The sequence below is a fragment of the Acrocarpospora macrocephala genome (assembly GCF_009687865.1).
GTDB lineage: Bacteria > Actinomycetota > Actinomycetes > Streptosporangiales > Streptosporangiaceae > Acrocarpospora > Acrocarpospora macrocephala.
In genome coordinates, this window is sequence record NZ_BLAE01000109.1 from 1 (window position 1) to 26,006 (window position 26,006).

20 protein-coding genes and 1 pseudogene are annotated in these 26,006 nt (G+C 67.8%); 9 read left to right on the forward strand and 12 right to left on the reverse strand.

Annotation, left to right across the window (positions count from 1 at the left end):
• Nucleotides 1-501, forward strand: a pseudogene (locus Amac_RS54290) (IS701 family transposase); the annotation flags it as partial.
• 18 nt (nt 502-519) lie between these two features.
• Here the strand turns inward: Amac_RS54290 and Amac_RS50950 are convergent.
• Entirely contained in the window at nt 520-1,008 is a 489-nt protein-coding gene (locus Amac_RS50950) for a hypothetical protein (protein ID WP_155361647.1), read from the reverse strand.
• 557 nt (nt 1,009-1,565) lie between these two features.
• Here Amac_RS50950 and Amac_RS50955 point away from each other — a divergent pair.
• A complete protein-coding gene (locus Amac_RS50955; protein WP_170323067.1) occupies nt 1,566-2,255 on the forward strand; it encodes an ATP-binding protein in 690 nt (229 codons plus the stop codon).
• 15 nt (nt 2,256-2,270) lie between these two features.
• Here the strand turns inward: Amac_RS50955 and Amac_RS50960 are convergent, their stop codons facing one another.
• Entirely contained in the window at nt 2,271-3,860 is a 1,590-nt protein-coding gene (locus Amac_RS50960) for a hypothetical protein (RefSeq protein ID WP_155361649.1), read from the reverse strand.
• 321 nt (nt 3,861-4,181) lie between these two features.
• On the opposite strand from Amac_RS50960, the gene Amac_RS50965 reads away from it, so the two are divergent.
• From Amac_RS50965 to Amac_RS50980, 4 genes are all read left to right on the forward strand, one after another.
• Nucleotides 4,182-4,577 carry an ArsR/SmtB family transcription factor gene (locus Amac_RS50965; RefSeq protein WP_155361650.1) on the forward strand — a complete coding sequence of 132 codons (396 nt, stop codon included), beginning with the start codon at nt 4,182-4,184 and terminating at the stop codon, nt 4,575-4,577.
• Nucleotides 4,510-4,992 (forward strand): SRPBCC family protein, encoded by a 483-nt coding sequence (locus Amac_RS50970; RefSeq protein ID WP_155361651.1) that lies wholly within the window; start codon nt 4,510-4,512, stop codon nt 4,990-4,992. The genes Amac_RS50965 and Amac_RS50970 overlap by 68 nt, the downstream gene beginning before the upstream one ends.
• A complete protein-coding gene (locus Amac_RS50975) occupies nt 4,979-5,560 on the forward strand; it encodes a TIGR03086 family metal-binding protein (RefSeq protein WP_155361652.1) in 582 nt (193 codons plus the stop codon). Before Amac_RS50970 ends, Amac_RS50975 begins: the two co-directional genes overlap by 14 nt.
• A 98-nt stretch (nt 5,561-5,658) precedes the next feature.
• On the forward strand, nt 5,659-5,979 hold the full coding sequence (locus Amac_RS50980) for a hypothetical protein (protein ID WP_155361653.1): 321 nt from the start codon (nt 5,659-5,661) through the stop codon (nt 5,977-5,979).
• 61 nt (nt 5,980-6,040) lie between these two features.
• Here Amac_RS50980 and Amac_RS50985 read toward each other — a convergent pair whose 3' ends face one another.
• From Amac_RS50985 to Amac_RS50995, 3 genes are all read right to left on the reverse strand, one after another.
• Nucleotides 6,041-6,406 carry a hypothetical protein gene (locus Amac_RS50985; RefSeq protein ID WP_155361654.1) on the reverse strand — a complete coding sequence of 122 codons (366 nt, stop codon included), beginning with the start codon at nt 6,404-6,406 and terminating at the stop codon, nt 6,041-6,043.
• Between the two features lie 167 nt (nt 6,407-6,573).
• Nucleotides 6,574-7,863, reverse strand: coding sequence for an FtsX-like permease family protein (locus tag Amac_RS50990; RefSeq protein ID WP_174900327.1), 1,290 nt, complete (start codon nt 7,861-7,863; stop codon nt 6,574-6,576).
• Nucleotides 7,864-8,089: 226 nt separating this feature from the next.
• The gene (locus Amac_RS50995) at nt 8,090-8,935 is read right to left on the reverse strand and encodes a helix-turn-helix transcriptional regulator (protein ID WP_155361656.1); all 846 of its coding nucleotides are present in this window, start codon (nt 8,933-8,935) and stop codon (nt 8,090-8,092) included.
• 111 nt (nt 8,936-9,046) lie between these two features.
• Here Amac_RS50995 and Amac_RS51000 point away from each other — a divergent pair, with 111 nt between their 5' ends.
• Nucleotides 9,047-9,814 carry an SDR family oxidoreductase gene (locus tag Amac_RS51000; RefSeq protein WP_155361657.1) on the forward strand — a complete coding sequence of 256 codons (768 nt, stop codon included), beginning with the start codon at nt 9,047-9,049 and terminating at the stop codon, nt 9,812-9,814.
• 3 nt (nt 9,815-9,817) lie between these two features.
• Here the strand turns inward: Amac_RS51000 and Amac_RS51005 are convergent, their stop codons facing one another.
• The 4 genes from Amac_RS51005 to Amac_RS51020 form a co-directional block, all read right to left on the reverse strand.
• Nucleotides 9,818-11,167: an FAD-binding oxidoreductase gene (locus tag Amac_RS51005; RefSeq protein WP_155361665.1), complete on the reverse strand. Its 1,350-nt coding sequence runs from the start codon at nt 11,165-11,167 to the stop codon at nt 9,818-9,820.
• 117 nt (nt 11,168-11,284) lie between these two features.
• Nucleotides 11,285-14,062: a helix-turn-helix transcriptional regulator gene (locus tag Amac_RS51010; RefSeq protein ID WP_170323068.1), complete on the reverse strand. Its 2,778-nt coding sequence runs from the start codon at nt 14,060-14,062 to the stop codon at nt 11,285-11,287.
• Between the two features lie 28 nt (nt 14,063-14,090).
• Nucleotides 14,091-15,365, reverse strand: a complete 1,275-nt coding sequence (locus tag Amac_RS51015; RefSeq protein ID WP_155361659.1) for a glycosyltransferase — start codon at nt 15,363-15,365, stop codon at nt 14,091-14,093.
• On the reverse strand, nt 15,362-17,602 hold the full coding sequence (locus tag Amac_RS51020) for a glycoside hydrolase domain-containing protein (protein ID WP_170323070.1): 2,241 nt from the start codon (nt 17,600-17,602) through the stop codon (nt 15,362-15,364). Before Amac_RS51020 ends, Amac_RS51015 begins: the two co-directional genes overlap by 4 nt.
• Nucleotides 17,603-17,859: 257 nt before the next feature.
• On the opposite strand from Amac_RS51020, the gene Amac_RS51025 reads away from it, so the two are divergent.
• Nucleotides 17,860-19,092: an endonuclease/exonuclease/phosphatase family protein gene (locus Amac_RS51025; protein ID WP_155361661.1), complete on the forward strand. Its 1,233-nt coding sequence runs from the start codon at nt 17,860-17,862 to the stop codon at nt 19,090-19,092.
• Nucleotides 19,093-19,194: 102 nt separating this feature from the next.
• Here Amac_RS51025 and Amac_RS51030 read toward each other — a convergent pair whose 3' ends face one another.
• The 3 genes from Amac_RS51030 to Amac_RS51040 are packed head-to-tail and all read right to left on the reverse strand — an operon-like array spanning nt 19,195 to nt 25,557.
• Nucleotides 19,195-22,113, reverse strand: a complete 2,919-nt coding sequence (locus Amac_RS51030; RefSeq protein WP_155361662.1) for a DEAD/DEAH box helicase — start codon at nt 22,111-22,113, stop codon at nt 19,195-19,197.
• Nucleotides 22,085-23,419, reverse strand: a complete 1,335-nt coding sequence (locus tag Amac_RS51035; protein ID WP_155361663.1) for an ATP-binding protein — start codon at nt 23,417-23,419, stop codon at nt 22,085-22,087. Before Amac_RS51035 ends, Amac_RS51030 begins: the two co-directional genes overlap by 29 nt.
• On the reverse strand, nt 23,416-25,557 hold the full coding sequence (locus tag Amac_RS51040; protein WP_155361664.1) for a tellurite resistance TerB family protein: 2,142 nt from the start codon (nt 25,555-25,557) through the stop codon (nt 23,416-23,418). Before Amac_RS51040 ends, Amac_RS51035 begins: the two co-directional genes overlap by 4 nt.
• Before the next feature lie 70 nt (nt 25,558-25,627).
• On the opposite strand from Amac_RS51040, the gene Amac_RS51045 reads away from it, so the two are divergent.
• A partial coding sequence (locus tag Amac_RS51045; protein ID WP_170323069.1) for a DUF4277 domain-containing protein occupies nt 25,628-26,006 on the forward strand: 379 nt, incomplete at its 3' end.

Consider the following 26,006-nt stretch of genomic DNA (forward strand, 5'->3'; position numbering starts at 1 on the left):
CACCTGCTGATCCGCCGCCATCTGAAGAGCGGGGAACTGGCCTTCCACTGGTGCTACGTGCCCGAGGGACGCCCGCCGGCCCGGACCCGGCTGATCCGTGCCGCCGGGCTGAGATGGCCGGTAGAGGAGTGCTTCGAGCTGGCCAAAGACTGCTTCGGCCTGGATCAGTGCCAGGCGCGCCTGTACACCGCGATCCTGCGGCATCTGGTCTTGGTGATGGCGGCCCTGGCCGTCTGCGCGGTCGCCGCCGCCAAACTGCGGGATCGCACGGACGGCCGGGCCTGCGCCCCGGTGTCCCCCTGCCAGGCCCCGCCCGCCGATCCCGGGCTCATCCCGCTCACCGTTCCCGCGATCAAGAGTCTGCTCGCCGAAGCACTTCATCATCCCAAACCGCCCGGGCACACCGCGCGATGGCTTTACTGGCGACGCCGCCACCAGGCACGATCCGGCTGGTTCCATCAACGTGCACGGTTGAAGCGCGACTATGCCCTGGTCAGCTAGCGATTGGCGGCTGCCGTACTAGTCGGCATGCTCCAATGTCAAGGAGCTGCTCACTGGGGCGGTTTTGGCGACGGCTTGCAACGGCGGAAAGTCCTGTCCCTCCATCAGGGCCACCTGCCACTCCTCATCACCGTTGGGGAAATAGAAGCCTGTGTCCTGGTCTGAATAAGAGCTGAGCGCCACCGAGTCCTCATAAAAGAGAACTAGCTCGATCTGCCAAAGTTCGACGAGTCCCTCGAACTGATCGTTCTCACAGGGCACAGCCACTTGCCGGGTGAAGCTCATGCTCGGACGATGATCATTCCAAGACCAGCGCCCCCATTGCAGGATGAACCCGTCTGAGTCGGAATCCGGTCGGGTATCGATTCCGGCGATGTTCGTCTGAGCGAACTCTGCGAATGCGGCCCAGGCGGCCATGGTGTCCGTTATGGCGTCGTGTGCTTGCCCGTGTTGGCGCAGGATGCCCGCAAGGAGGTCGGGACTGGCGCGCCAGTGGACGAGAGTCATGGCGGGACCATACCGCCGAGGCCCGTGGGCTTGATCCGGTTTGACGGACACCTTGGTCTTCTCCCCGTTTCTGGAACGGTTGGTCTTCCCCCGGTTTTCCGACGGTGGATTGAGAGGATGCTGGCTGCTTCAGATCAAGCCCATACGTGCAGGTAGGGCAACCAGCGCGCGAGGAAGGTCACCGGGAGCAGGTCCACGCGAGGCTCGGCTTGACTCTCCGTCGTCGACCAGCGAGATACGGCAACGTCCTCAGCCGGGCCCAGGTTCCGACTGAGCCGGTTCGGCATTGTCGTATGGATGTCATCCGACCGCAGGCGCTCAGTGCGGAGCGAATGCGCGCTGTCTCCCGGCTGACCAGCGCTCGGATGCGGCGCTGGCCGAGCGGATCGATGATTTTTGCGTTCGTATTATCCGGACGGCGACCCTCGATAGCTGATCCTCTGATCGCAGGCGCAGAACTGGGATGGCTACTGGACGAGTGGGATCCTGTCCGTGCATCGGGACGGGCTTCCCTCGGGAGCTATCTGTTTGTCCGGAGCTTTGATGACCATCTCGGCATGTGTGCGGACATCGTCGGCCTCCAGGCGGAGCTTCAGGCGGTCGCGGGTTTCCTTGATTCAATTGCCGTACGGTCGGCGGCTCTGGTCTTGGAAGGCGAAGCCGGCATCGGCAAGACGACGCTGTGGCTGGCGGCTGGGGAGGAGGCACGTCGGCGGGGCTTTTGCGTCCTGACGACCGCTCCTGGCACGGCCGAGGCGCAGTTGTCGTACGCGTCGCTGGCCGACTTGCTCACGCACGTGGAGAGTTCGGTGTTCGCGACGCTGCCCGAGCCGCGGCGCCGGGCGATCGACATCCTCCTGCTGAGGGACGGTGCCGACGATGTGCTCACAGACCGGCGCGCGACTGGCGCTGGCTTGCTCTCCGTCATCGAGCGGCTGGCGGACAAGGGTCCGGTGCTGCTGGCGATCGATGACCTGCAGTGGGTGGACAGCTCCAGTGCCGGGGCGATCCAGTTCGCTGTCAGGTGGCTGCGCGGGCGGGTCGGCATGCTCGCGACGCTGCGGACCGAGGATCAGACTGAGGGCTGGGCCAGGGAGCACGGTGCTCCCGGGTCATGGCTACGGCTGTTGGATCCGGATGCCAGTCACCGATTGCGGGTGGGACCTCTGGGCCCGGCCGTTCTTCATGGAGTGCTCCACGGGCTGATCGGCCGTTCGGCGGGACGGGCGGGAAACGAGCCGGAGTGAAAGGGGACGTACTAATCATCTCGGCTGCGTAGCAGGCTCGGAGTCGGCCTGAGACGCCGGGGGAGTCCGACGGCGGCGTGCCAGGGTCGGGAAAAGCCGAAGGTCGAGAGGCGGTACGCGCACCGCCGGGGCCTTTTCGAAGACCCAGACCGTCGCGGCGATCAGGGCGATGGCCAGTCCCCACCCGACGGTGAGCATTGCCTCGTTCGTAGGGATCGGATTGTCTTTGGCCAGGCTCAGGCCCGGTAGGTACTCCGCTATCGGAATGTCGAGTAGTCGGCCCAGGTTCGACATCGCCTGGCTCGGTGGTGAAGGCGAGCTGTGAAAGCGGTCTCCGGGGAATATGTCGGTGGAGAAGGCGAAGGCGAAGCCGATGAGTCCGGTGAGCACCGCGAGGAGGACTGCCAGCCAATGGTGGATTCGTTGCAGCGTCACTGCGACGTAGAACGCCAGCAGCGGCACCACGACCGCGAGGTACCGGCCGGGCGGGGAGTAGCCGGCCCACCACTCCGAGTATGTCGCGGTCGCCAGCACGTACGGTATGACGACGAAGCCCAGCGCGACATCGAGCTGCCAGCGGACCCAGGGGATCCCCAGCCCGATACCGATCACGGCGAAGATCAATATCGGAAAATTGGGGAACAGGCCGAACTCGCGGTCGAACCATAATCCTGCGAGTCCGCGGATCGCCGATATCTCCAGTGGGCCGACACCTTTCACGCCGTTTCCTGGCGACGGGTGAAGGGTGTCGAAAACGAAGTAATTGACTGCCTCGAGCGCACCGAGCAGCAGCAACATCGGTCCGAACGCCCACAGGTAGGCCCAGTTTCTGTTGTCCGAACGGCGGACTCGTAATAGCAGGAGCAAGGCGGCGGGAAGCGACAGTGCGAGAAAGCGGCCGTTTACCCAGGGCAGGTAACCCAACGAGAGCGATGCCAGGCAGAGGCTCGCCGATGAATTTACCCGTCGGCATATCACGCGCATCGCATAGAGCAGGAGCAGAGCGCCCAATGATTCGGTGAACAGCGAATTGGAGTAGACGTAGATCGTCGTGCCGAAGGCGAACAACCCGGCGGTGAGCGTGGCGTACGGGCGGACGATGCCCAGCTCCCTGAGGAACCAGAACACATTGAGAACCGTCAACACCGCGACTACCACCATGAATCCGGTGGCACCGGCTCGCCCCCACAGCAAGAAGAACGGCACCCAGAGCAGCGGCGCTCCGAAGTTATGCCAGGGCAGCATCTGGCCGTTCTCGTCCGGGGAGAGGTGCCTGTCGATGTCCATCGGAAAGAAAGACACGTAGTCGCGGTTGTCGTAGACCACGCTGATATCGAAAGTATGATACTGCGCAAGGGCGATAGTAGAGATGAGATAATGGGGTTCATCGCCCTGCGGGATGCCGTTCACCAGCCGAAGTCGGGCGGCGAGCGTGTAGACCACCAGCGATACCAGAGCCAGCAGCGCGGCAATCGAACGATCCGAAAGTCGAAGGTGGTCCAGGCTCGTCGGGTCTGACTTATTCGGCACTGCTGAAATCGCTGTCTCCGGTGCCGGGTCGCTGACCCGCCTGTCGGAACTTTCGGATAAAGACTGACGCGTCACGGGCTCGGATGTTATAGCGCCCAATGCTGAACAATCGATACTCATTGGCTGAACAATCGCCGCTCAGCGCAGGCGCCCCGACCACCGCCAGCGTTCGGCGCGGTCCCCCGATCTTCCGGGTTCATGGGCGTTCCGGACGGTCATAGGAGGAGCAAACTGATCGGCGGTGCTGGTCTCCGCCCTCCGCCGATGACCCGGCAGAGCTGTCGGGCTAGCGTTGCCACCGCACAGCGCGAAGCAGCACTTTCAACCACTGGGTTGACGGATGGGTGACCGACGGCCTACGGTCCTTTCAACCATTGAGTTGAAACTGGGGGACGGATGACCACGGACACGCTGTCCCGAGTCTTCGCCGCCCTCGCGGATCCAACCCGGCGCGACATGGTGGCCCGGCTCTCGGAGGGCGACGCGACCGTGAGCCAGCTGGCCGAGCCGTACCGGATGACGCTGCAGGCGGTCTACAAGCACTTGCGGGTGCTCGAGGACGCCGGGCTCGTCAGCCGACCCCGAGGGCCGCAGCCCCGGTCAGTGCATCTGGAGGTCCAGGCCTTCGACCTGATGGACACCTGGATCGAGCGCTACCGGGCCCGCGCCGAGCTGCGCTACCGCCGCCTTGACGCTGTTCTGGCGGCGATGAAGGGAGACGAGCATGAACAAGATCACAGAGACGGCCATCGAAGCCGACCCGAGGGTGCCGGTCATCCGGATGACTCGTGACTTCGTGGCAACGCCCGAGCAACTCTTCCGCGCCCACACCGAGCCCGCGTTGTTCGCCCGGTGGGTGGGTCCCGACGCCACGGCCACCCGGATCGAGCACTGGGACGCGTCTACCGGCGGCAGCTGGCGGTACGTCTCGGTGCACGACGGCACGGAGTACGCGTTCCGCGGCTGCTTCCACGAGGTACGGCAGGACCGTATCGTGCAGACCTTCACATTCGAAGGCGATCCCGACGGAGTCGCGCTGGAGACGTTGTGGATTGAGGACCTGGGCGACGGCCGTACCCGGCTGCGGACCCAGTCGCTGGTCGACAGCTTCGAAGGCCGCGACGCGTGGCTGCGCAGCGGTATGGAAGTCGGCGTCAACGAGGGTTACGCGAAGCTGGAAAGGATGATCATCGATGGCGCTGTCTGACCGCCCAGCCGAGCGGCACCGCCAGGTCGCCGGGCTGTTCACGGACCGGGTCCGCGGTACCCGATCCTGGGACGTGCCGTCCCCGGTCGCCGACTGGGCCGCCCGCGACGTCGTCCGGCACCTGACCGAATGGTTCCCCGGCTTCCTCGCCTCCGGCGCCGGCATCGAACTGCCCCACGGACCGTCAGTGGACGAGAACCCGGTCTTGGCGTGGCAGATTCACTGCGACGGTGTGCAGACGGTGCTGGACGATCCGGAGACGGCGCACCGGGAGCTCACCAACCCCCACATCGGCCGCCTGCCGCTGGCGACCGCGATCGACCGGTTCTACACCGCCGACGTTTTCATGCACACCTGGGACCTTTCCCGGGCCACCGGCCAGGACGACCGGCTGGACTCCGACCTCTGCGCTCAACTCCTCAGCGAGATGGAGCAGATGGAGCAGGTTATCCGCTCTTCCGGCCAGTACGGCGCCCGAGTCGAAGTACCCGACGGCGCGGATACCCAGACCAAACTGCTGGGCTTCATCGGCCGGGACCCGTTCTGGTCGGAGCGGTCGAATCGATAGGTGTTTCCGCACTACAGGCGACTCTTGCATAGGAAAGTTTCCTAATAAATACTCTCGGGTGACGACGTAGAACCCGGGAGGTTCCCATGCTCCGCCGTGTGTTCAGTTTCATCGCCACCGCCGCCCTCGCCTCGGCCGGCTTCCTCTCCGCCGCCACCCCGGCCCAGGCCGCCATCGTCGACATCCCGTTCGGGCCCCTGTCGATCGGCGAGTACTGCGCCGCCAAGATCCACCCCGACGCCTGGATCGGCTTCTACGAGGCCTCCGGCCTCAAGTGCTACACCCCGTCGGGCTCCTCCGGTCTAATCTTCCGGGGCGCCGGAGATCCCTATCTGGCCTGCAAGCACCTCACCGCCGACGTCATCATGGCTGCCCTCCGCGGGCCCTCCGACGGCATCATCTGCCGAGCTGTTCGCTAGCTGTAACCCAAAAGACGCCCGCCCCCCGAGATCGCGGGGCGGGCGTCCGTGCCTTGCCGGCTTAGGGGACCTGGACGAAGAAGGGCTGATTAGAGGCCACGCCCTTATTGCCGGTGTAAACCAGGATCGTGTTCGAGCCGACGCCGCAATAGGCGCTGTCGATGCTGGCGTAGATCTCGCTGCCCCGGTCCGCGCCTGCTTGCAGGGTGGCGGTCGGAATCGACCGGGAGGCGGAGATGCGCCGGTCCAGGTAGATGCAGTACTTGCCGACGCTGGCCCTGGTGACCTTGATCACGCCTTTGGAGCTCACGACTGTGCCGGCCTTGGTGACCAGGGCCGCCGCCTGGGTGTATGGGGCGACGGGGTCAGCGAGGGCGGTGCCGGTAAGCGCGAGCACGGGCGCCACGGCCGCGGCCGCAATGATCATTGCTTTCATCATGATCTCTATGCCGTCCTTCAGAGGAGCCTTGTTCACGGAATACACACAGAATTATCATTCTGTGCTCCTATGGTCACGCTTCGTGGTTTCCGTGGCGTGGCGACCGGGAGGGGAGGCCCCCGGCACCTGCGGAGCCGGAGCTGATCCCGGCGGGGTCAGTCCGGGCGGGGAGCCGTGTCGGCGGTGACCGCTCGCAGGAGCGGGCGGCTGAGCGCGCCCGCCCCGATCACGCCCGCGAACCCTGCGACCACGCATCCGCCCAGGGTGGCCGCGCCCACCGTGCCGGCGCCGCCGGACGTGACGCCGGACATGAACGGCAGCGCGCAGAGCACACCCACGAGGATCGACCCGCCGCCCATCACCGTCAGCGGGATCAGCGTCTCGGCCCTGCGAGCCCGGTCGAGCACCTCCAGCGGCGTGCCGGCCAGGCGCAGCAGCCCGTACGTCTGCCGCCGGTCCAGCACCGACGACATGGCGGTGATGCCCGAGCTGGCGATGGCCACCAGGAACGACACCGCCAGCACGACGTTCGTGCCCACCCGGATGTCGGCGAGGAACTGCCTGGCCGTCTGATCGTCGTCGGCCCGCGTCGCGGGCGTGCGCCCGGGGACGAGCCCGGCCAGCGCGGTGCGGGCCCGGTCCACCGTGGCCGTGCCGACGGCGCCGTCGAGGGCCGCGACCACGACGTTCTGCGCGGGTTTCACGAGCAGCGGTACGGCGACCAGCACCGCCGCCATGACCAGCGGGTTCGGGAACACGTCGGCCACGAACCAGGGGCCGCCCTGCATCGGGATCCCGGCCAGCAGCGGCACGGCCAGGACGAAGACGACGGTCCCGGCCAGCGCGCCGGCCAGCGCCACGATCACCGCCTCGGCCACGGTCATCCCCACCACCTGACCGGGCGTCGCCCCGACCAGGCGGAGCGCGGCCAGCCGCTGATCGCGCCTGGCCACCGTGAGCCGGGCCGCCGCGCCCCCGAAGACAAGCAGCGGCACGACCATGAGCACGCTGGCGATGACCGCGAGCATCTGGTAGTGCTTGGCGTCCTGGCTCGCCTGCCCGTCGAGGGTGGCGACCTTGACCGGCGCCGTGGCGACGATCGAGTCGCCGCCGCGGGGCGCGGTCAGTTCCGGGGCGTCCGGCTGGTGGCCGACGACCGCGACCAGCTCGCCCGGATACACGAGCGCCTCGTCGCCGAGCACACCCACCTGGCGGGGGAACCGCGCGGCGAGTTCGTCATCGGGAAGCTGCCGGGCCAGCTCGGCCAGGGCGGGCGAGAGCCACACCTCGCCGGGGTGGGGGAAGCGGGGCAGGCCGGGCGGCGGATCGGGCGCCTCGCCGAGCGCGGCCAGGCCGACGACGGTGATCGCCTGGTCGCGGACGACGTCCTGGTGCGACGCTTCGATCGCCACGGCGTCCGAGGCGGAGCGGCGCGAACCACTCACGGGCCCGCCGTACCGCCTCGGACCCGCTCGGGCCCATGATCGCCACGGCTTCGCCACCCCGCACCGCGATGTCCACGCCGCCGAGGGCGACCGTCTGCCCGAACCTCTTCACCAGGGCCCGTCCGACAAGCACGTCATTCATGCCGGCCAGCCTCGCGCCGGGGACGGGTACGGGAGATCGGCCGTGCGTCCATTTCTCTCTCGGTCGCCTCGGCCGAACGGCTGACTAGCTGCTCTTGACGAAGTGTTCTTGGCCAAGTACGGCGAGTAGCTGCAGCTTCTCGTAGCCCTCGGTGCGTGGGGGAGCGGTGAGGACGAGCAGGGCCTGCGACTGGTCCTCGGTGAACAGTGCCTGGCAGTCAAGCTCGATCGGGCCGATTTCCGGATGGATGAGCGTCTTGTGGTCCTCGAAGCGTTTCGCGACCTCGTGCCGGTCCCATAGCTCGGCGAACTCCGTGCTCGCCTTCTGCAGCGCCCGTACGAGTTCGCCGGCCCGGGACTGGGGGCCCATGGATCCGTAGGCGGCGCGCAGGTTCGCGACCTGGGCGCGGCTTTGCCTGTCGCGGTCGTTCTCGGGGTAGCGCAGCCGCTCGGAGGGATCGGTGAACCACCGGTAGATCTCGCTACTGGCGAGGCCCGTGTGGTGGGACTTGTCGCCGAACAGCGCGTCGGCCATCCGGTTCTGCACCAGAGTTTCGCCCAGGTTGGACAGGATGAGCGCCGGGGTGTCGTGAAGGCGGTCAAGGACCCGAAGCAGCGCGGGGGCGACGTGTGTCGCGGTCGTCACTGACGTGGGGGCGTTGTGCCCGGCTATCTGGAACAGGTAGTCGCGCTCGTCGCCCGTCAGCCGTAGCGCGCGGGCGAGCGAGGCGAGCATCTGCTCGCTGGGCTGCGGACTGCGCTGCTGCTCAAGCCGCGTGTAGTAGTCGGCTGACATCGCGGCGAGGGCCGCCACCTCCTCGCGCCGCAGTCCCGGGGTACGGCGGCGCGCGCCCACGGCGAGCCCGACATCCTCCGGCCGCAGCGCCTCACGGCGGCGGCGCAGGAAGTCGGCGAGTGCTCTGCGGTCCATGCGTTCAGTATCCGCCCCGCGCCCGAAGGCGCACGACCGCGAGCCAGGGACCGCCGATCCCCCGATAAGCGCTCTCTGCACCGGCGGCGGCCCGCCGCGCAGACTGCAAGCATGAAAATCTCAGGGAACACGATCTTCATCCCGGGCTCCACAAGTGGCATCGGCCTGGCCCTCGCGCTCGCCCTGCGGGCCGAGGGCAACACCGTCATCATCGGAGGTCGGCGCGCCGAGTTGCTCGAGCAGATCGCTGCGGAGCACCCCGGCATCGACACTGTACGGATTGACACTGCCGATGCCGCGAGCATCGACGCTGCCGCGAAGGAAGTGCTGGCCAGACACCCGGACCTCAACGTCCTTGTCACCATGGCCGGCATCATGCGCATCGAGGACTGGCGCGAGCCCGAGTCATTCCTCGCCTCGGCCGAGTCGGTCATCACCACCAACGTGCTCGGCCCGATCCGCCTCATCGCCGCGTTCATCCGGCACCTGCGGGCGCAGCCGGACGCCACCATCGTCACCGTCTCGTCGGGCCTGGCGTTCGCGCCGCTCAAGATCACACCGAGCTACAACGCGTCTAAGGCCGCGATCCACATGCTCAGCGAGTCGATCCGGCTGCAGCTCGCGGACACGAGCGTGCAGATCGTGGAGCTTGAGCCGCCAGCGGTCCGCACCTCGCTGCTTCCCGGCCAGGAGGACAGCGAGTTCGCGATGCCGCTCGACGAGTTCGTCGCGGAGGTCGTCGCGCTGCTCCAGGAGCGGCCCGATGCGAAGGAGATCCAGGTCGAGCGCGTGAAGTTCCTGCGCTACGGCGAGATGCGCGGCGACTACGACCAGGTCGTCGAGACGCTCAACGCATCTGACCCGCACGGCAAGAGCTGACGATCAAGCGCCTGGTGGTATGTGGTGGCTGCCGCGGAACAAGTCGTCCGGGTCGTACAGGGCCTTGACGCGGCGAAGCCGATTCCAGGTGTCGGTGTCGAAGAAGGCGCTCGCGTCTGCCGGTTCCTCGACGAAGTTCGGGTAGTCGCCGACGCGGTGGGGCGCGAAGGCGGCGGACAAGACGTCGAGCTCCGCCAGGACCGCTGGCTCTGCGGCCGCTTCGGGAACGACTCCGAGGCCGAACATCGCAATGTGGCCGGGGAGCGTCGCGCGGGCTCCCGCGCCCGGCTCGTGGCGGGCCAGCGCGCCGCCCATGTGGCGGAACTGCACCATCGTGAGGTGCGACCCAGGGCCGGCGATCCGCGCCACGTTCTCGATCACGGCGGACGGCATCTCGTCGATCAGAGCGGTCGTGGTCCGGTAGGGCAGCGGGTCGGGCGGATCCATCGCGAGCTCGCTGAGGCCGACCGGCGGCTGGATCGCGAACGTGTCCATCTCCGGGCCGAGCCGGCGTAACGGTCGCAGCAGCTCGCGCCCGTCGGCCTCGGTGCCCAGGAACGCCGCCATGACGATGATGAAGGAGCGTCCACGAACCATCTCGGGGACGGACGGCAGCGGCGGGAAGTGCAGGACGGTGGCCCAGGAGGTGATCTCCTCGGGGAGGGCCGGCAGCAGCTCGGTCCAGGCGTGGAGGATCTCGGAAGTCCGCTCGACCGGGAAGAACATCGCGCCGGCATAGAGCTCGCATACGGGGTGAACGGCGAACTCGATCGCGGTGACGATGCCGAAGTTGCCCCCGCCGCCGCGCAGTGCCCAGAACAGATCGGGCTCGTGTGCCGGGTCGGTGCGGATGAGGTGACCCTCGGCCGTGACGAGCTCGATCGCGGTCACCGCGTTCCCCTGCATGCCGTACTTGCGGGCGAGCCAGCCGATCCCGCCGCCGAGCGCGTAGCCGACGATCCCCACGTCCGGTGAGGAGCCGTGCAGACCCGCGAGCCCGAGCTCGGAGAGACGCGGTGTCACCTTCTCCCATTTGGTCGCCGCGCCGACGCGGACCCGGCGGGCGTCGGCGTCGATCGAGACTCCGGTCAGCGCCGACGTGTTCAGGATCAGCGTGCCCGCCAGCGAGCCGAGCGGGGCGGGGTTGTGTCCCGTGGCCTGGGCGGCGACGCGAAGGCCGCGCCGGCGCGCGTAGGCGATCGCGGCGGCGACCTCGCGATCGTCGGCGGGGAAGGCGATCGCCTCGGGCCGCTGGTCGATCAGCAGGTTGAAGGTCCCGCGCGCGGCGTCCCATTCGGGGTAGCCGGGGTGGACCATGCGGCCGAGGCCGCTCGCGATATCGACGATTGTCATCTGAAGATCCCTTCACTCGATGTCCCAGCCAGCATCCGGCGATGGCGGCCCGGCGGGCATCGAGGCGGATCCCGTACAACCGCCCCAAGGATTTCGAGTGGGAACCCCTAGGAGTCCCTAAGGGATCGCGGCGAGCACGCGCTCGAGTTCGGAACGCGAGCGGATCCCGAGTTTGCGGTACGCGTTGGAGAGATGGACCTCCACCGTCCCGGGGGTCACGTACAGCTCCTGGGCGATGTCGCGATTGGTGCGCCCGGCCGCCGCGAGGTCCACGACACGGCGCTCTCCGGGGGTGAGCGACTGGACGCCGCTGAGCGCGTCGCGCCGCGGGCGGGCGCCGCAGGCGTGCAGCTCCGAGCGGACGTGCTCGGCGAGGCGTTCCGCGCCGCAGGCACTGGCCACCTCCAGGGCGCGCCGCAGCGGCTCCCGCGCCTCGGTCGGCTTCCTGGCCCGCCTGAGCGTGGCGCCGAGCGCGGCCAGCGCCTTCGCGTACTCCAGGCGAGCGGTGGACCCTTCGAGTACGGACACCGCCTCCCGCAGCCTGTCTTCGTCGCGCTCCAACGTGCCAAGCACCCGTAAGGTCCGCCCGAGCGACCAGGGCGCGCCGAACTCCCGCGTGACCTCAAGCTCCTGCCGGGTCAGCTCGATCGCCTCCGCGCGGCGGTCCAGCCGGTCGAGCGCCTCGGCCTTCAGCGACCGCCACCAGAGCCTCGCGGGATCGGGAATGGCCGCGCAGTGCGCCGCCAGTTCGTCGGCCGTGGCCACCGCCTCCCCGGCACGGCCGGCGGCGGTGAGCAGCACCACCCGCGTCCCCAGCCACCAGCCCGTCGTGTTCTCGCCGGGATCGATCGTTCCAAGGCGTACCAGCAGGCCGGACACATCGGAGCGGCCACGCTCATGCAGGGTCTCGGCCAGGAAGGTGCGGCAGATGGCGACGGAGGAGTCGGCGTGACCCCAGAGTCCGAACTCGCTCTCGGCGGTCCGGAGTGACTCCTCGGCCGCGGCCAGGTCACCGCGCCGCAGGTTGCTGAAGCCGTGCCAGATGTGAATCGATGCCGCCGATAACAGCGACCCGCGCCGGTGCGTGTCCGCGATGACCGGCTGCCAGACCTCGACCACCTCGGGACGGTCGGTGACAACGAGGGTGACGATTGCCGCGAACACGATCAGGGCGGGATCGGCCGCCCTGAGGTGGTCGCCCGCGAGCGCCGCGAGGGCCAGCGCGGCGCACTCCGCGGCGTTGCCATCGGTGCAGACCGCCTCCCACGCGGCCATGGCGGCGAGCATTCGCGAACCGGGGCCTCCGCCGGGGAGGTGGCGGTACTCGCGGAGACGAGACAGGTGTCGCGGGTCGCCCGCCCTGAAGTTGATGGTCATGAACTCGAACGCCTCGAGTCCCATGCGAAGGTCGTCCGACTCGTCCGGGAGTTCCGCCGCCGCCCGCCGCGCGATCGACGCGGCCTCCTCCCCTGATCCCAGGAACAGCAGCGCCCTGCCCAGCAGCCCGGCCGCCGCGGCGCGGGAGGCGGGTTCGGCCAACTCCTCGTAGGCGAGGGCCAGATGCTTCGCCGCGGCCCGGCCGCTCGTGAACACCTCCGCCGCGCCCAGTTCCAGCAACAGCCGCCCTCGGTCGGTGTCCGCAGGGGTGTCATCCAGCGCACGCCGCAGGTAGGCGACGGCGCTGTCCACCGCTCCGGCGTGCATCGCGTCGCGCCCCGCCTCCCGCAGCAACTCGGCGGCCCAGCGCTCACCGCGCGGTGAGGTGTGCAGCAGCTGCGCAGCCACCTGCTCGGCGGGTGCACCGCTGTCCCGAAGGAGCGCCGCCGCCCGCGCGTGCTGCAGCTCGCGCTCCCCGGGGGACAGCTCATGGTAGATCGCGTCGCGCACCAGCGGGTGAACGAAGGAGAGCGGCAGCTCCGGGCGCAGGATGTCGGCATGGGCGAGGCCGCGCGTCGCCGCGGCCAGGCGCCCTTCCGCGACGCCGGCCAGCTTGGCCACCGTGGGGATTCCGGCCCCGTCGCCCAGCACCGCGACCGCCTGGGCGACCGCCCGGGCCTCGGCCGGCAGGCGGGCGAGCCGCAGCAGGACCGTACGCGACACCGCCTGGGGGCCGATGGCCTTGACGCGCCCGACGTGCCCGGCATCCGGGCGCACGCCCTCGCTGCGCAGCGCCGTGACAAGCTGGCTGAGCAGGAGCGGATTGCCCCCCGTGGACTCGTGGCAGGCGGCCAGGAACTCCCCGTCCGGCGCCATTCCCAGGCGCTCTTCGATGAACTCCGCCACGCCCGCCCCGCTCAGCGGCCTGGGCCGGACGCTGATCGCGGCCGGGTCATGCGTGATCTCCCCGAGTAACGCGGGGTCGGTGCCGGGCTCGGCGTCTCGCAGGCCCATGAGCAGCAGGATGGGCTGGCTTTCCAGTCGCCGGGCCAGGTACGCGAGGAACAGCAGCGACGGCCGGTCGCACCAGTGCAGGTCATCGACGGCCAGCAGCAGCGGAGCATCCTCCGCCAGGTTGAGAACAAGCCAGTACAGCCCGTGCAGGGAGGCGAAGGTAGCGCCCCCACCATCCGCGCCGGAGTCCGGCTCGCCGAATACCGCCGCCGCCGATGCCGCCGCACCGGCCAGCAACGCCTCCCTGCGCTCCGGCTTCGTCAGCTGCGCCTCGAGCAACTGCCGGACCACACCGAACGCGAACTCCCCTTCGAGCCCGCTGCCACGGGCCGAGAGCACGCGCATGGACCCCTCCGCGCGGCGCCGGATCTCGGTGAGCAGCCGGCTCTTGCCGATCCCGGCGGGTCCCTCGACCACCACCAGACGCCCATCTCCGGCGGTGGCCCGGGCGAAGTGGACGTCGAGCTCGTCGAGCTCTCGTCCGCGTTCGAACAGCCCGTCCATCCCGCCCATGCTAGGCGTCGAGGGCTCGTTAGCGAACCCCGGCGGCGAGTGCCTCCTGGGGGAACAGGTCGTCGAATACCGCGGCCCGGTCGAATGCCATCGCGCGGGTGCGCGCGCGTAGTTCCAGCTCCTGCCGTTCGGCGGCGGACATGTCCAGGACCACCCGGTCCACGGTCGCGGCCAGCGCGCCGATGTCGCCGGGCTCGACGATGATGGCGGTGTCGCCGACCGCCTCGAGGGTTCCACCCGTCGTGGTGGTGATGATCGGTCCGCCGCCGGCCAGCATCTTCTCGGCCAGGGCGATGCCGAAGGTCTCGACGAAGTCGGGCTCGGGCTTGGTCGGCAGGGCGTAGGCCGCGCAGCCGCGCATGAGCATTGGCTTCTCGTGGTCGTCGACATCGGTGAGGACGACCACCCGGTCGTCCTGGTTGGCCAGCGCCTGGACCTGCTCCAGCGACGGCCCGGTGCCGGCGACGACCAGCTTCACGCGGGACCGGCAGCGCATCCGGCCGAAGGCGGTCAGCAGGTCGTAGATCCCCTTGGCCGGGGTCACCCGGGACAGGAACAGGATGTACCCGTCCCGCTCCAGACCGCGTTTCGCGAGCGCGGCGTCCACGTGCGCCGGATCCAGGTCGAGGAAGGCGGCGGAGTCGATCGGCGGGTAGCTGACCGTCACGCGGCGCCGGCACTGCTCGGCGAACGTGGTGCCGCAGCGCGCGTCCACCTGCTCGGCCGAGGCCACGATCTCCTCGCGGGTGTACTCGGAGACCGCCACGACCTCGTCGTTGGCCAGGAACGTGGTGAACAGCACGGTCGCCGCGCCGAACCGGCCGTCCCGCAGGCACGACCGGATCACGTTGGTCACGTCGGAGCCGACCGCTTTCACGATGGTGTGGACGTTGGGCGCGAACCCGGCCGCCCGCGCGGACGTGACCGCGTCCATGACCACCGCGGCGTGCGGCATGAGATACATGGACAGGCAGGTCGTGGGCACCGGCTCGGCGAGCAGCTCGACGAGGCGGCCGGTGAGGCCCGCCTGGTGGCGGCCGTCCGGCACCCGGTAGTCCCCGACCGCTTCCGGCCGCTCCACGGTGATCCCAGGACTGTACGGCAGCAGCCGATCCAGCGGCTTGAGCGGCAACCCGGCCGCCTGCAACGTCGAAATCGGCCAAGTCAGCAGCCGTACGTCATCGAACCCACGGGTCAGCGCCACCTCGGCGAGGTTACGGGCTTCGCCGGAGTGGCCGCAGATGACCGGGTCAGCTCTGACCACGATGACGAGACGGCGACGGGGGGTTGTCATCGTGCTTCCTCCGATGTCGCGGGCGGATCGGAAAGGGACGGGGGGCGGACCCGCCGCCCCCACGCCGAGGGCTCGGGGCCTAGGCGCAGGTGCAACCGGCCGCCACGGTGCACGGTGGTGGCGCTCAGGTGCGTGGCGTGCAGGGGTTTGCCGTTGAGGGTCGCCGACTGGACGTACTGGACGGGTGGGTCACGATCGATGCCGTCGACACCGATCGGTGTTTCGCGGTGACCGCTGGTCTCGATGACGAACTCGTTGCCACCGGCCCGGAGCACGGCCCGGTCGAACGCGGGCGCGTTGATCAGGAACAGGTTCTGCCCGGCGATCGGGAACAGCCCCAGCGACGCCCAGACATACCACGAGCTCAGGCCGCCTGAGTCGTCGTTGCCGGGGAGCCCGCCAGGTCCCGTGCCGAATTGCCAGGTCAATGCCGACTGTACTATCTCGGCCGTGCGGTCGGGCCGGCCCGCGTAGTGGTACGCCCACGGCGCCTCCATGTCGGGCTCGTTGTTCAACCCCTCGAACCGGTTCAGGGCGTATCCGGCCGCCATCTCCGCCGCGCTCGGGCGCTGGCCGGGCTGCTTCACCGGGGCGGCGCCGAAGCCGAAGAACCGGTCCAGCTTGTCGATGAAGCCCTTGTCGCCGCCGGCCAGGGCGATCCTCGCGGCCATGTCGTGCAGCAACCGGAACGAGTAGTTCCACTTGCCGCCCTCGTAGAACTCCGAGTCGCGCAGCAGTCCCGTGCTCGGGTCGAAGGCGTTGGTCCACTGGCGGCTGCGATCCTCCAGGTCGTTGGCCAGGCGCCGGTCGTTCAGCGCCCGGGCGACCTGGGCGGTGCAGTGGTGGCCGTAGGCGAGGTCGAGGGTGTGGGTGATCGGGTGCACCACGCCGTGCTCGAAGAAGTCCTCGCCGTACATGCGGCGCAGGTCATCGGCCATGTGCACGAGCGCCCAGTTCCAGTCCAGGCCCGGCAGGCCGAGCGCGTGGGCGTCCGCCAGCGCGGTGTGCGCGAGCGCGCTGCCTTGGCGGAAGAATCGGTCGGCGCCGCGAGCCATCCGGTACCCGATGGGGAAGTTGCCCTCCTCCTCGCAGACCCGGATCAGCGACTCCAGCAGGTCCGCGGCCCGGTCCGGGACGATGGCCGCGAGGAGCGGCAGCTGTGTCTTGTAGATGTCCCACATGGTGCACACGTCGAACGCGTACGGTCCAGGGGTCGGCCAGAACGGGCTCTCGTCGTCGCCGAAGCACGGCTTGATCAGCGCATGGTAGAGCGACGTCGCGAACACGGTGCGGCGAGCCGGCGTGCCACCCTCGACCCGGACCCGGTCGAGGTGCTCGCCCCAGCGGACCTGGGTCTGGGACCGCACCGTATTGAACGCCGGGCGCGCGTGCCCGCACTCGCGTTCCAGGTTCTGCCGCGCCTGGTCGCAGCCGCGCAGCGAGAACCCGAGCCGCACCTCGATGGTCTGCCCCGCCACGGTCGGGCCCATGAAGAGCATGCCGAAAGGTCGCAGCGTGGTGTGCCGGATGCTGTCGAAGTCCAGGCGGGTGCCGCCGTCGATGAGCCGCCGGTCGTACCAGAGCATCTGCCGCCAGCCCGGGCTGTCGACGTCCACGTACACCGAGAGCGGGACGCCCTCCATCACCACCGTGCCCTGGGCCCGGCCGTGGCCCATGTTCTCCACCTGCGCCCGCAACGGCACCGTACGGCCGAGGTCGATGGCCAGGCCACCGCAGGACAGGTCGATCACGACCCGAGCGCTCCTGTGCTCCGGAAACGTGTACCGATGCACGGCGACCTTGGGGCCCACGGTGAGCTCGCAGCGAACCCCGGTGTCCAGGGTGGCCGCGTAGTAGCCCGCCTCCGCCACCTCGTCGCGCAACGGCCAGGCCTCGCCCAGCACGTCCAGCGGCTGCACCATCGGGGTGACCCGGACGTAGTTGTAGTACTTGCGGATCGCGCCGGTGCCGGACTGCTGGAAGTGGGTGAACCCGGACGCCTGCAGCTTCTCGAACATCTCCTCGGGCACGCCCTCGGTGTTCTTCGTGTATCGCCCATATCCGGTTGGGTACGCACCCGAATAGGCGCAGGCCGAAACCATGCCCAGGGGCGAGGTGGCACCCGGGTGGGTGTTGCCTACCTGAGGCTTCGGCCACCACCAAGTAGCGGCCAGACCGCGCGCCTCAGGCAAGTCAGTGGCCGCGATGCCGATGAATGGATCAACGTTTTCGAGGATGCGGGGACTCTACCCAGAACGATCCCACCTTAGGTTTCGGCAAGATGAAATCCTTCGTCCAGCGCCACAAAAATCTGTCCCTGTGGTTCTCTGATCGCTCGCTGTAGTCATGGCTGCGAGGTCAATTGTGATCGACCGGCAAGGAGCTCGCAGGCTGACAGTTGCCAATCCGTCATGGGGGTTGTTGAGGATTCGGACCATAGGTGCCTATGGCCATAAATGCCATGATCCGCCTAAATCCAATCGTAGGAGTAATCATGATCTTCCGGCGCGTCCTGGCCGTCGCCGCGGCAGTGGCCCTCGCCCCCCTATGGGCAGGTACGGCTACCGCGGACGACCGCACCAAAGGTTCGGAGAAGGTACGCTTCGCCACCTTCAACGCATCTCTCAACCGGAACGCGGAAGGCGACCTGGTCCGCGACCTGTCCACGCCGGCGAACACCCAGGCGAAGGTGATCGCCGAGATCATCCGGCGCGCGCGGCCCGACGTGGTCCTCATCAACGAGTTCGACTACGACGAGAACGGCACGGCCGCGCGGCTCTTCGAGCAGAACTACCTGTCGGTCGGCCAGGGCGGCGCGAAACCGATCTCGTACCGGTACCGCTTCACCGCGCCGAGCAACACCGGCATCGCCTCCGGCTTCGACCTCAACAACAACGGCGCGACCGTCACCACGCCCGGCGCCCCCGGCTACGGCGACGACGCCCTCGGCTTCGGCAACTTCCCCGGCCAGTACGGCCTGGTGGTCTACTCGAAGTACCCGATCGACCTCCGGAACGCTCGGACCTTCCAGAAGTTCCTCTGGAAGGACATGCCCGGCGCCCTCCTGCCCGACGACGCCGCGACCGCCGCACCCGCCGACTGGTACTCGGCGGAGGAGCTCGCGGTGTTCCGCCTGTCCTCCAAGACCCACTGGGATCTGCCCATCCGGATCGGCAAGGAGTCGGTGCACTTCCTGGTCAGCCACCCGACGCCGCCCACCTTCGACGGGCCGGAGGACCGCAACGGCCGGCGTAACCACGACGAGATCCGGTTCTGGGCCGACTACGTGCGTTCCGCCGGTTACATCTATGACGACCGCGGCCGGCGCGGCGGGCTCAAGCCCGGCGAGCCCTTCGTGATCGCGGGCGACGAGAACGCCGACCCCAACGACGGCGACAGCTACGGCCAGGCGATCCAGCAGCTGCTCGACCACCCGAAGATCAATAGCCGCTTCACGCCCTCCAGCGACGGCGCCGCGGAGGCCTCGGCCCTGCAGGGCGGAGCGAACACGACCCACACCGGCGACCCGAAGTACGACACGGCAGACTTCGCGGACACGGCCCCAGGCAACCTCCGCGCCGACTACGTCCTGCCCGCCAAGTGGCTGAAGACTACGGGCGGAGGCGTCTTCTGGCCGCTCTCAAGCGACCCGCTGTCGCGGCTCTCCGGCGTCTTCCCCTTCCCCAGCTCCGACCACCGCCTCGTCTGGCTCGACCTGAAGCTGTAGAAGTTCCGGCGGAACGACGTGGGCAGGAAACTAGCCGTAGGGCAAGGTCCTGCCCACGTCGCCCCCGGTAGAACGTGGAGATGGCTTCGGTCGTTTGGAGACTTATCGCCGTTGGTGAGAATGGCCGGTGGGTGGGGCGGGCACCCAGGCGGCGGTCGGCAGATTTCCAACGGCGCCTATCTCGTCCAGCCACTGCGCGCCTTGTGCTTCCGCGCGGGCGAGGTAGATCCTGAGCAGGCGCGCACAGATCTGGGCGTCGTGCTCGGCACTGTGCCACCGATGAAGAGCAAGCCCCTCGGCTTCCGCGCAGTCGCCCAGCCGGTGGGATGTCGTGGCTCGGCCGAATCGCCGGGAAAGTTCCAGGGTGCAGAGCGTGAGCAGGTCGTCCGGCGCGCACCCTATACGAGCGAATTCAGCGCTGAGCACTGCCGTGTCGTAGGCGGCGTTGTGCGCGACGATCACTGCCCCTTCCAGCAGATTCGCCACATCTCCGGCTATCTCGGCGAATCGCGGAGCTCCCGCCAGATCGGCCTGGGTCAGTCCGTGGATATGTGTGGGGCCGGGGCGGTCCCCGGCGTTTACCAGACTGCAGTACGTACGATCTGGGCTGCCATCGGCGTTGAGACGCACGATTGCGATCTCAACGATACGGGCCTTACTTGGATCGACGGAGGTCGTCTCGACGTCGACGACAGCCATGGGGAGTGAGCACAGGAGGTGCCGTTTCAGGGGCGCTGGCTTGAGCGGAGCGGGATCGATGTCGGTCGCGGGGGCATTTCGCCCATACGCGGCGAGCGCCTGGATAGCCTCACGCGTCTGAGCAAGGTCGATCTTGCGGGCCGCGTAGGACCGGGCGAGCAGCGGCTCGCTCAACACGTCGTCGTACTTGTCGATCCGCTTGTCCGGTACCAGACCGGCCAGCGCGATGGCGTCCGGTAGGCCAGTCTCCGTCAGCTCGTCGAGCAACCGAGCGGCGGCCAGCGGAGTGATATCGCTCATCGCTAACGCGAGACCTTGCCTGGTGACGGTGAATCCACGGGCATGGAGGGCGAGGGTGAGCGTGGTCATGATGGTGTCCCCGCGGAAGGGGAACAGCAACGTGTCGTTGCCGAAGCCGACGAACGGGTTCGACCGGAGCCCCAGGCGCCGATAGGCCTGTCGTCCTTCGTCCAAGAGCTGCTGCCCGGTCACGTCGAGATAGGCCGGGACAGTCGATGACTCGTAGATAAGCCGCATCTCCGTACGAATCCGGTCATGGATATCCGGGCCGGTTCCGGTGAAGCGGGGAGGATGGCCACCGGAGGACTTCGCGACCTCGATGACCTTCGCCTGCGTGTCGATTGCCACGACGCGCCACCGGCGACCTGCAAAGATCAGCAGGCTGCCCTGAGGCAACAGCTGCTCCATGGGAAGGCTGCCAAGGGTGCGCCCACCGGTGACGATCCGGTACTCGGTCGGTGCCGTGAAAGCCGCGTAGAAGCTGTAATGGTTAACCACCCGTTCGCCCAGCTCACCGTGGAGGAGCAGGCCGTCGCTCTCCTGCCGGATGAGCGTGCTCGCGCTCAGGTCGCGCAACACGGCGGAGAACAACGCGGCGTCGACGGCGGCGAAAGGTCCCTTGACGCACAGGGTGCGGTGCGCGTCGGCCGGGGTGACACCACCATGCTGGGCGATGAGCGAGAGGATTTGCTGGATGAGAGTGGAAAGGTGCAGCGTCTCCGCTTGAGGTGGTTCGTACCATCGCCGCAGCAGCAACTCGATGGTCGCTATCGCCTGGACGAGCTGGGCGCGTAACTCGTCGGCAGGGTGAGTGGTGGGTTCTACCTTGGCTTCACTGATGTACAGCCGCAGCGTGGCGGGATCACCGCGGCGGCCGGACCGGCCAAGGCGCTGGCGCAGGGCGGCCACTCCTGGAGGCGTGCCAAGCTGTGCGACGGAGGTCACCGATCCGATGTCGATGCCCATTTCGAGGGTGGAAGTGCAGATAGCCGTGACGGGTTGTGTCCGGTCCCTGAGGCGGGATTCGGTGTGCTCGCGGATGTCCTTCGACAGGTTGCCGTGGTGGGGGACGAACTCGTTCGGCACCGCTGCGGCGTCGCAGCGTCGGCTGAGCAGGTCGGTGTAGGTTTCCACCGCCGTCCGGGAGTTGGCGAAGACCAGGTTGTGCGTGCCGCGAAGCGTTCCGAACAGATGGTCGGCGATCTCCAGGTTGTCACCGGATGAGAAGTCGTCGACGCTTACGGCATCCTCGTTGAGTTCGTGAGCGGCTCTGGCTCGGGGATTGAGTGTCGGCGCGGCGGCGATGTAGCCCCGCACCTGAAGCCGGAGTTCCTGGCCGTCTGAGCCGGAGACGATTGTGGTGACGCCGGAGCCCTTCCCGGGCCGTAGAAAGTCAGCTGCGGCACTCATGTCGCCAAGGGTCGCCGACAGGCCGATGCGTGGCACGCGGCGACGTACGGCGAGGTCAAGACGGTGCATGAGGGACTGGAGCTGGGCACCACGGGCCGTCCCCAGGAACGAATGGAGTTCGTCTATGACGACGTACCGCAACGAAGCCATGAGGTTCGGCATTTTCCAGCCGCGCAGAACGAACAGCGCCTCCAACGACTCCGGTGTGATCAGAAGGATGCCCTGCGGATTTTTGACGAGTCCGCTCTTGACCTGGGAGCCGACATCGCCGTGCCAACGGGCCACCGGGATCTCGAGGTGGGCGCAGAGTTCGTCCAACCTGCCATATTGATCATTAATGAGGGCTTTGAGCGGGCTGACATAGACGGCGGTGAATCCCGGCTCGCCGGGCGCCCGGGCGAGCGCCGAGCAGATCGGCAGGAAAGCCGCCTCCGTCTTGCCGGATGCGGTGGCCGCGGCGATGAGAATGTCGGTGTCACCGGCGAGTACCGGCGCGATCGCGGCCTCCTGAGCCGAGCGCAGCTGGGTCCAGCCTTGCTGCCAGATCCAGCGCTGGACTTTCGGGTGGAGGCGCTCGAAGGACTCAGAGGCGGAAGGCGGTGAGGTCGTCATCGCGCGCGCTCCTCGCGTCAAAGGGCGGGCCCTCCTCCTCCAGCGGTGCCAGATCCGGATTGCTCTCCGGCGCGACGGTGACCATTGACAGCAGCGCACGCCAGTCGCTGCCAGGGTTCTGCTCCAGCACCGCCAGCAGATCGCAGAAGGCCTTGATCGTGGTTCGGGGGGTCCGGAAGTACGCCTCGCCAATGCGTCCCGCACAGTGATGCATGAACGCCAGGAGCCCTTCGTCGTTGAGGGCATATCTGACCGGATCTCCGTACGCGTGGATGTGCCGCAGCTTGGTCAGCAGGATGTGCAGGTCCTCCGGCGTGAGGGGGTCCAGTCGCAAGGTCGGACCGCTGTGGTCGATCAGCCCGCCGGTGGCGAAACTGTTCTCGGCGAGCCGGGATTGGAGAGCCGCGTAACTATAGAGGCCGCGTCGCGTATCGGTGAGAAACTCTGGCGTGCCGCCGAACACGAACCCCAGATGAGCGGCGGTGCCCTGGAGCGTGTCGTTGAGGATGCGCAGAATCTGCTCATAGTTCGCATTGCGCGCTTGAGTCGAGGCGAGCTTGTACAGGTTGACCATCTCGTCCAGGCACACCAGCAGGCCGTCATATCCGGCGAGCCTGACGAAGAGGCTCATCAGCTTCAGGTGATCGTGGAATGACGCGTCGTCGATGATGGTCCGGACGCCCAGCGCGGACCGTGCCTCCGTCTTGGTGGAGAACTCGGCGCGTAGCCAGCGGACCGCCGCTGCCTTCAGTTGCTCATCTCCGGAGTCGTGGCCACGCCAGTAGGCACCGATGACCTCAGCGAAGTCGTAGCCGCCGGTCATCTCGGCCAGGTGTGCCAGGCGCATCCGGATGACCTGCCCGGGATCGCCACCCGTCTGCTGCGCCTCGGCCAAGGCGGTCGAGATGAACCGCTCGATGACGCTGGTGAGGGCACTGCCGTCAGGTTTGGCGCGGGTAGCCAGATTGCGCATCAGTTCGGCGTAGAGGCTGCGGGCCTGGCCGCCGCTGGAGTGCAGCCGACGATCCGGATTGAGGTCGGCGTGGACGGTGACCAGTTTCCGCTCCAGCGCGATCGACCGTACGAGCGAGAGGAAGAAGGTTTTGCCCGCTCCGAAGTCGCCAATGATCAGGCGCACCGCCGAACCGCCTGACGCGATCCGGTCGATGTCGCTCACCATCGCCTGGACTTCGGCGGCCCGCCCGACCTGGACATGCCGTTGGCCGGTACGGGGAACCACGCCAGCCCTCAACGACTGCAGTAGCGCGTCCCGTTCGCGGGGGCGGATCACGGTTGGTGTGGTCACGTCAGCAGTTCTCCCAACAGAGATCGGTTGACCCAAACGGGGTCGTCTCCTTCAAGCAGTGGTTCGCCTGCGTAGTCAAAAGCCGCCTCGTTGACCCGATCCAGGGCTCCGTCAGGCAGCAGGCTCCAGCGCGCCGCGAGATCTTCGAATTGGCCGCGCGATAGTTGCGTGATGCCCTTCAGCGCTCTCACCAGGGCAGAGTGCCGTCCGTCGAGTCCGGCCACCGGGTCGGCGGCCGGAGGCGGCGGAGGTGGCTGGGGGATCTCGTCCTCGTCAGTGAAGATCGATCCCAGCAGGGCGCCGACCTGTGCGGTCTCGGCGAGCTTCGCGGCGATGACCGCTTGGTTCAGATGTACCGCCGGTGGCACCGCCTCGTGGGCCGGAGGTGGGATCGCGAAGCCCGATTCGGGTGCCGCCGGGCGAACAGTAATCGGCGTTGTCGCCGGACGTGGTGTCGGTGGGGTGGCGGTGGGCGACAACGAGCGGATGGGTGCGTCGTCGAGCTCCAGTAACCGGTAGATCCTGGTGAGAGTCTTGATCTCGCTCACTGAGACGACCCCGTCGGCGGTTGCGACACCGGCCAGGAATGCTCCGATATTGGCGCGCTGCGTCTCGTCGAGCACCGCGATGCGCTTGGTCAGGCCGGTGAGTTTCACCGAGTTCGTCAGTAACCATCGGAGGTGGGCATGCAGGCGACGGCGCTCGTCGACGGTCAGGTGCAGGGCACGCTCAAGATGTTCGCTCAGGTGGAGCTGTTCGGCTGCGGAAAAGTCGGAATCGGCGGCGCTTACCGCCGCCGCGAGATGGAGTAACAGCGTGGCGGCCTGGTAGGCGTCCGATGGTGCCGCGGTGGGGCCGCCCGGCGCGGCGAACAGCACCACCGAGCCGGCCGATGGTGTGGGGCCGCCCAGACGCGGGTCCGGTTCGACGCCGATGCTGGCCGCGTCCAATATCCGGGCAAGTGAAACGGCATCCCTCTTGCCCGGCTTGGCATCCTGCGCGGAGATCCACGCCATGAACTCGGCTGCCGGCGCGACGGCCATGTCAGCCGTCCCCAAGCGGTTCCGAGCCCATGCCACAGCCCGACCCGGTTCCCCCTTGGTGAGGTCGATCAGTTCCGATGGCAGCAACGCCTGCGCTTGAATGTCGGTTTCCGCGTCGGGATATCGGCCGATAAAGCGGCTGTAGGGGTCCAGAGCCGAGGTGCACTCATCTGCCAGGGCCGCCAACTTGCGGGTGGGTCCAGCTGCGGTGATGACGTCGGGCGTACTGGGGAGCGTCAGTTCGGCGACGCCACGAAAGCCGGCACTGGCCGGACGGTAGTCCAAAGCGATTCGCTTCTGTCCGGGCCTCAGCACCAACCCGCGTCCATGGCGGTCGGCATAACGCCGCTCGAACAGCACCTTGAACTGCTCCGCGCATCGGGTCGCCGGAGTGCGCGGATAGTACTCCGGATGCGAGCAGATCCAGCTGAAGGCCCACGATGCCGGTAGCGGCTCTCCGCGTGTGGCGAATTCGCCCAGTCCGATGCGCAGCCTCATCGATGGCGGATAGTCACGACTGGGGGCCGGAGCGTCGCCGATGGCGATCCCATCGCCGTTGACCAGTTCAAGAACTTCCTCGAATCGTCCCGCGTAGCGCCGAAATGAGGAATGCCTGCCGTAGATGTTCAGCAGTCGCCGTACCTCGTGCAGGATTACCGGCATTTCGGGCATCGCTCTGGAACGATCCATGTTCAGGTCGTATAAGACCCTACGTTCAAGTCCGTAGAAGTAGAGGAAGACGTAGCCGATCGGAATATTGGGAACTCGTCGGCCGTCCGCCAGCCAGGTCAGATAGGCGGCCCTGGCTTGAGGTGAGATCATCGTATAGGAAGGCCAGTAATCAAGACTCGACCCGTTCCAGTCCGGCCGGTGGTGGTCGACCGACAGCCGAGGGTCGATCAGTGCGGGCTCGACCATCGCACCAGACGCTGAGCGCAGCCCCGCACCCACATAGATCAATCCACCTGCCAGTTGAAATCCGGCAACAGTGGCAACCGCGCCTGGGGGCAGCCATGTCTCCGCGGGCGGGGCTGGGGCCGCTTGCCTCGGGGCCGCAGGGAATGCGTGAACGTTGTCTAGCCCCGTTTTCCGCACATGAGGATCTTTGGGATTCTTCGGTGTGTCGGGTTGGTCGTGGGCTCAGCAGTCGGCAGCCTGCTGGCGTGTGAGACAACCCGCGCAGTTCGGTATCCCGTCGGTCGAGAAACTGCTGGGGGCGTTGCCGGTGGTGGCCGGTTTCTGCTCCCGGTTGAAGATCCGTGATGTGGTCGATGCCGCCTGCCCGGTGCGTGACCTGGCCGGACTCACCCACGGACAGGTGATCGAGACGCTGGTGGCCAACCGGTTGACCTCTCCGGCTCCGCTGGTGCACGTGCGGGAATGGGCGCGGGAATGGGCGGTGGCCGAAACGCTCGGAGTGGAGGCCGACCTGCTCAACGACGACCGGATCGGGCGGGCTCTGGACGCGATCGCCCCGCACCTGGACCGGATCGCCGGTTCGGTCGGCCTCACCGCGATCGAGAAGTTCGGGATCGAGGTGAGCC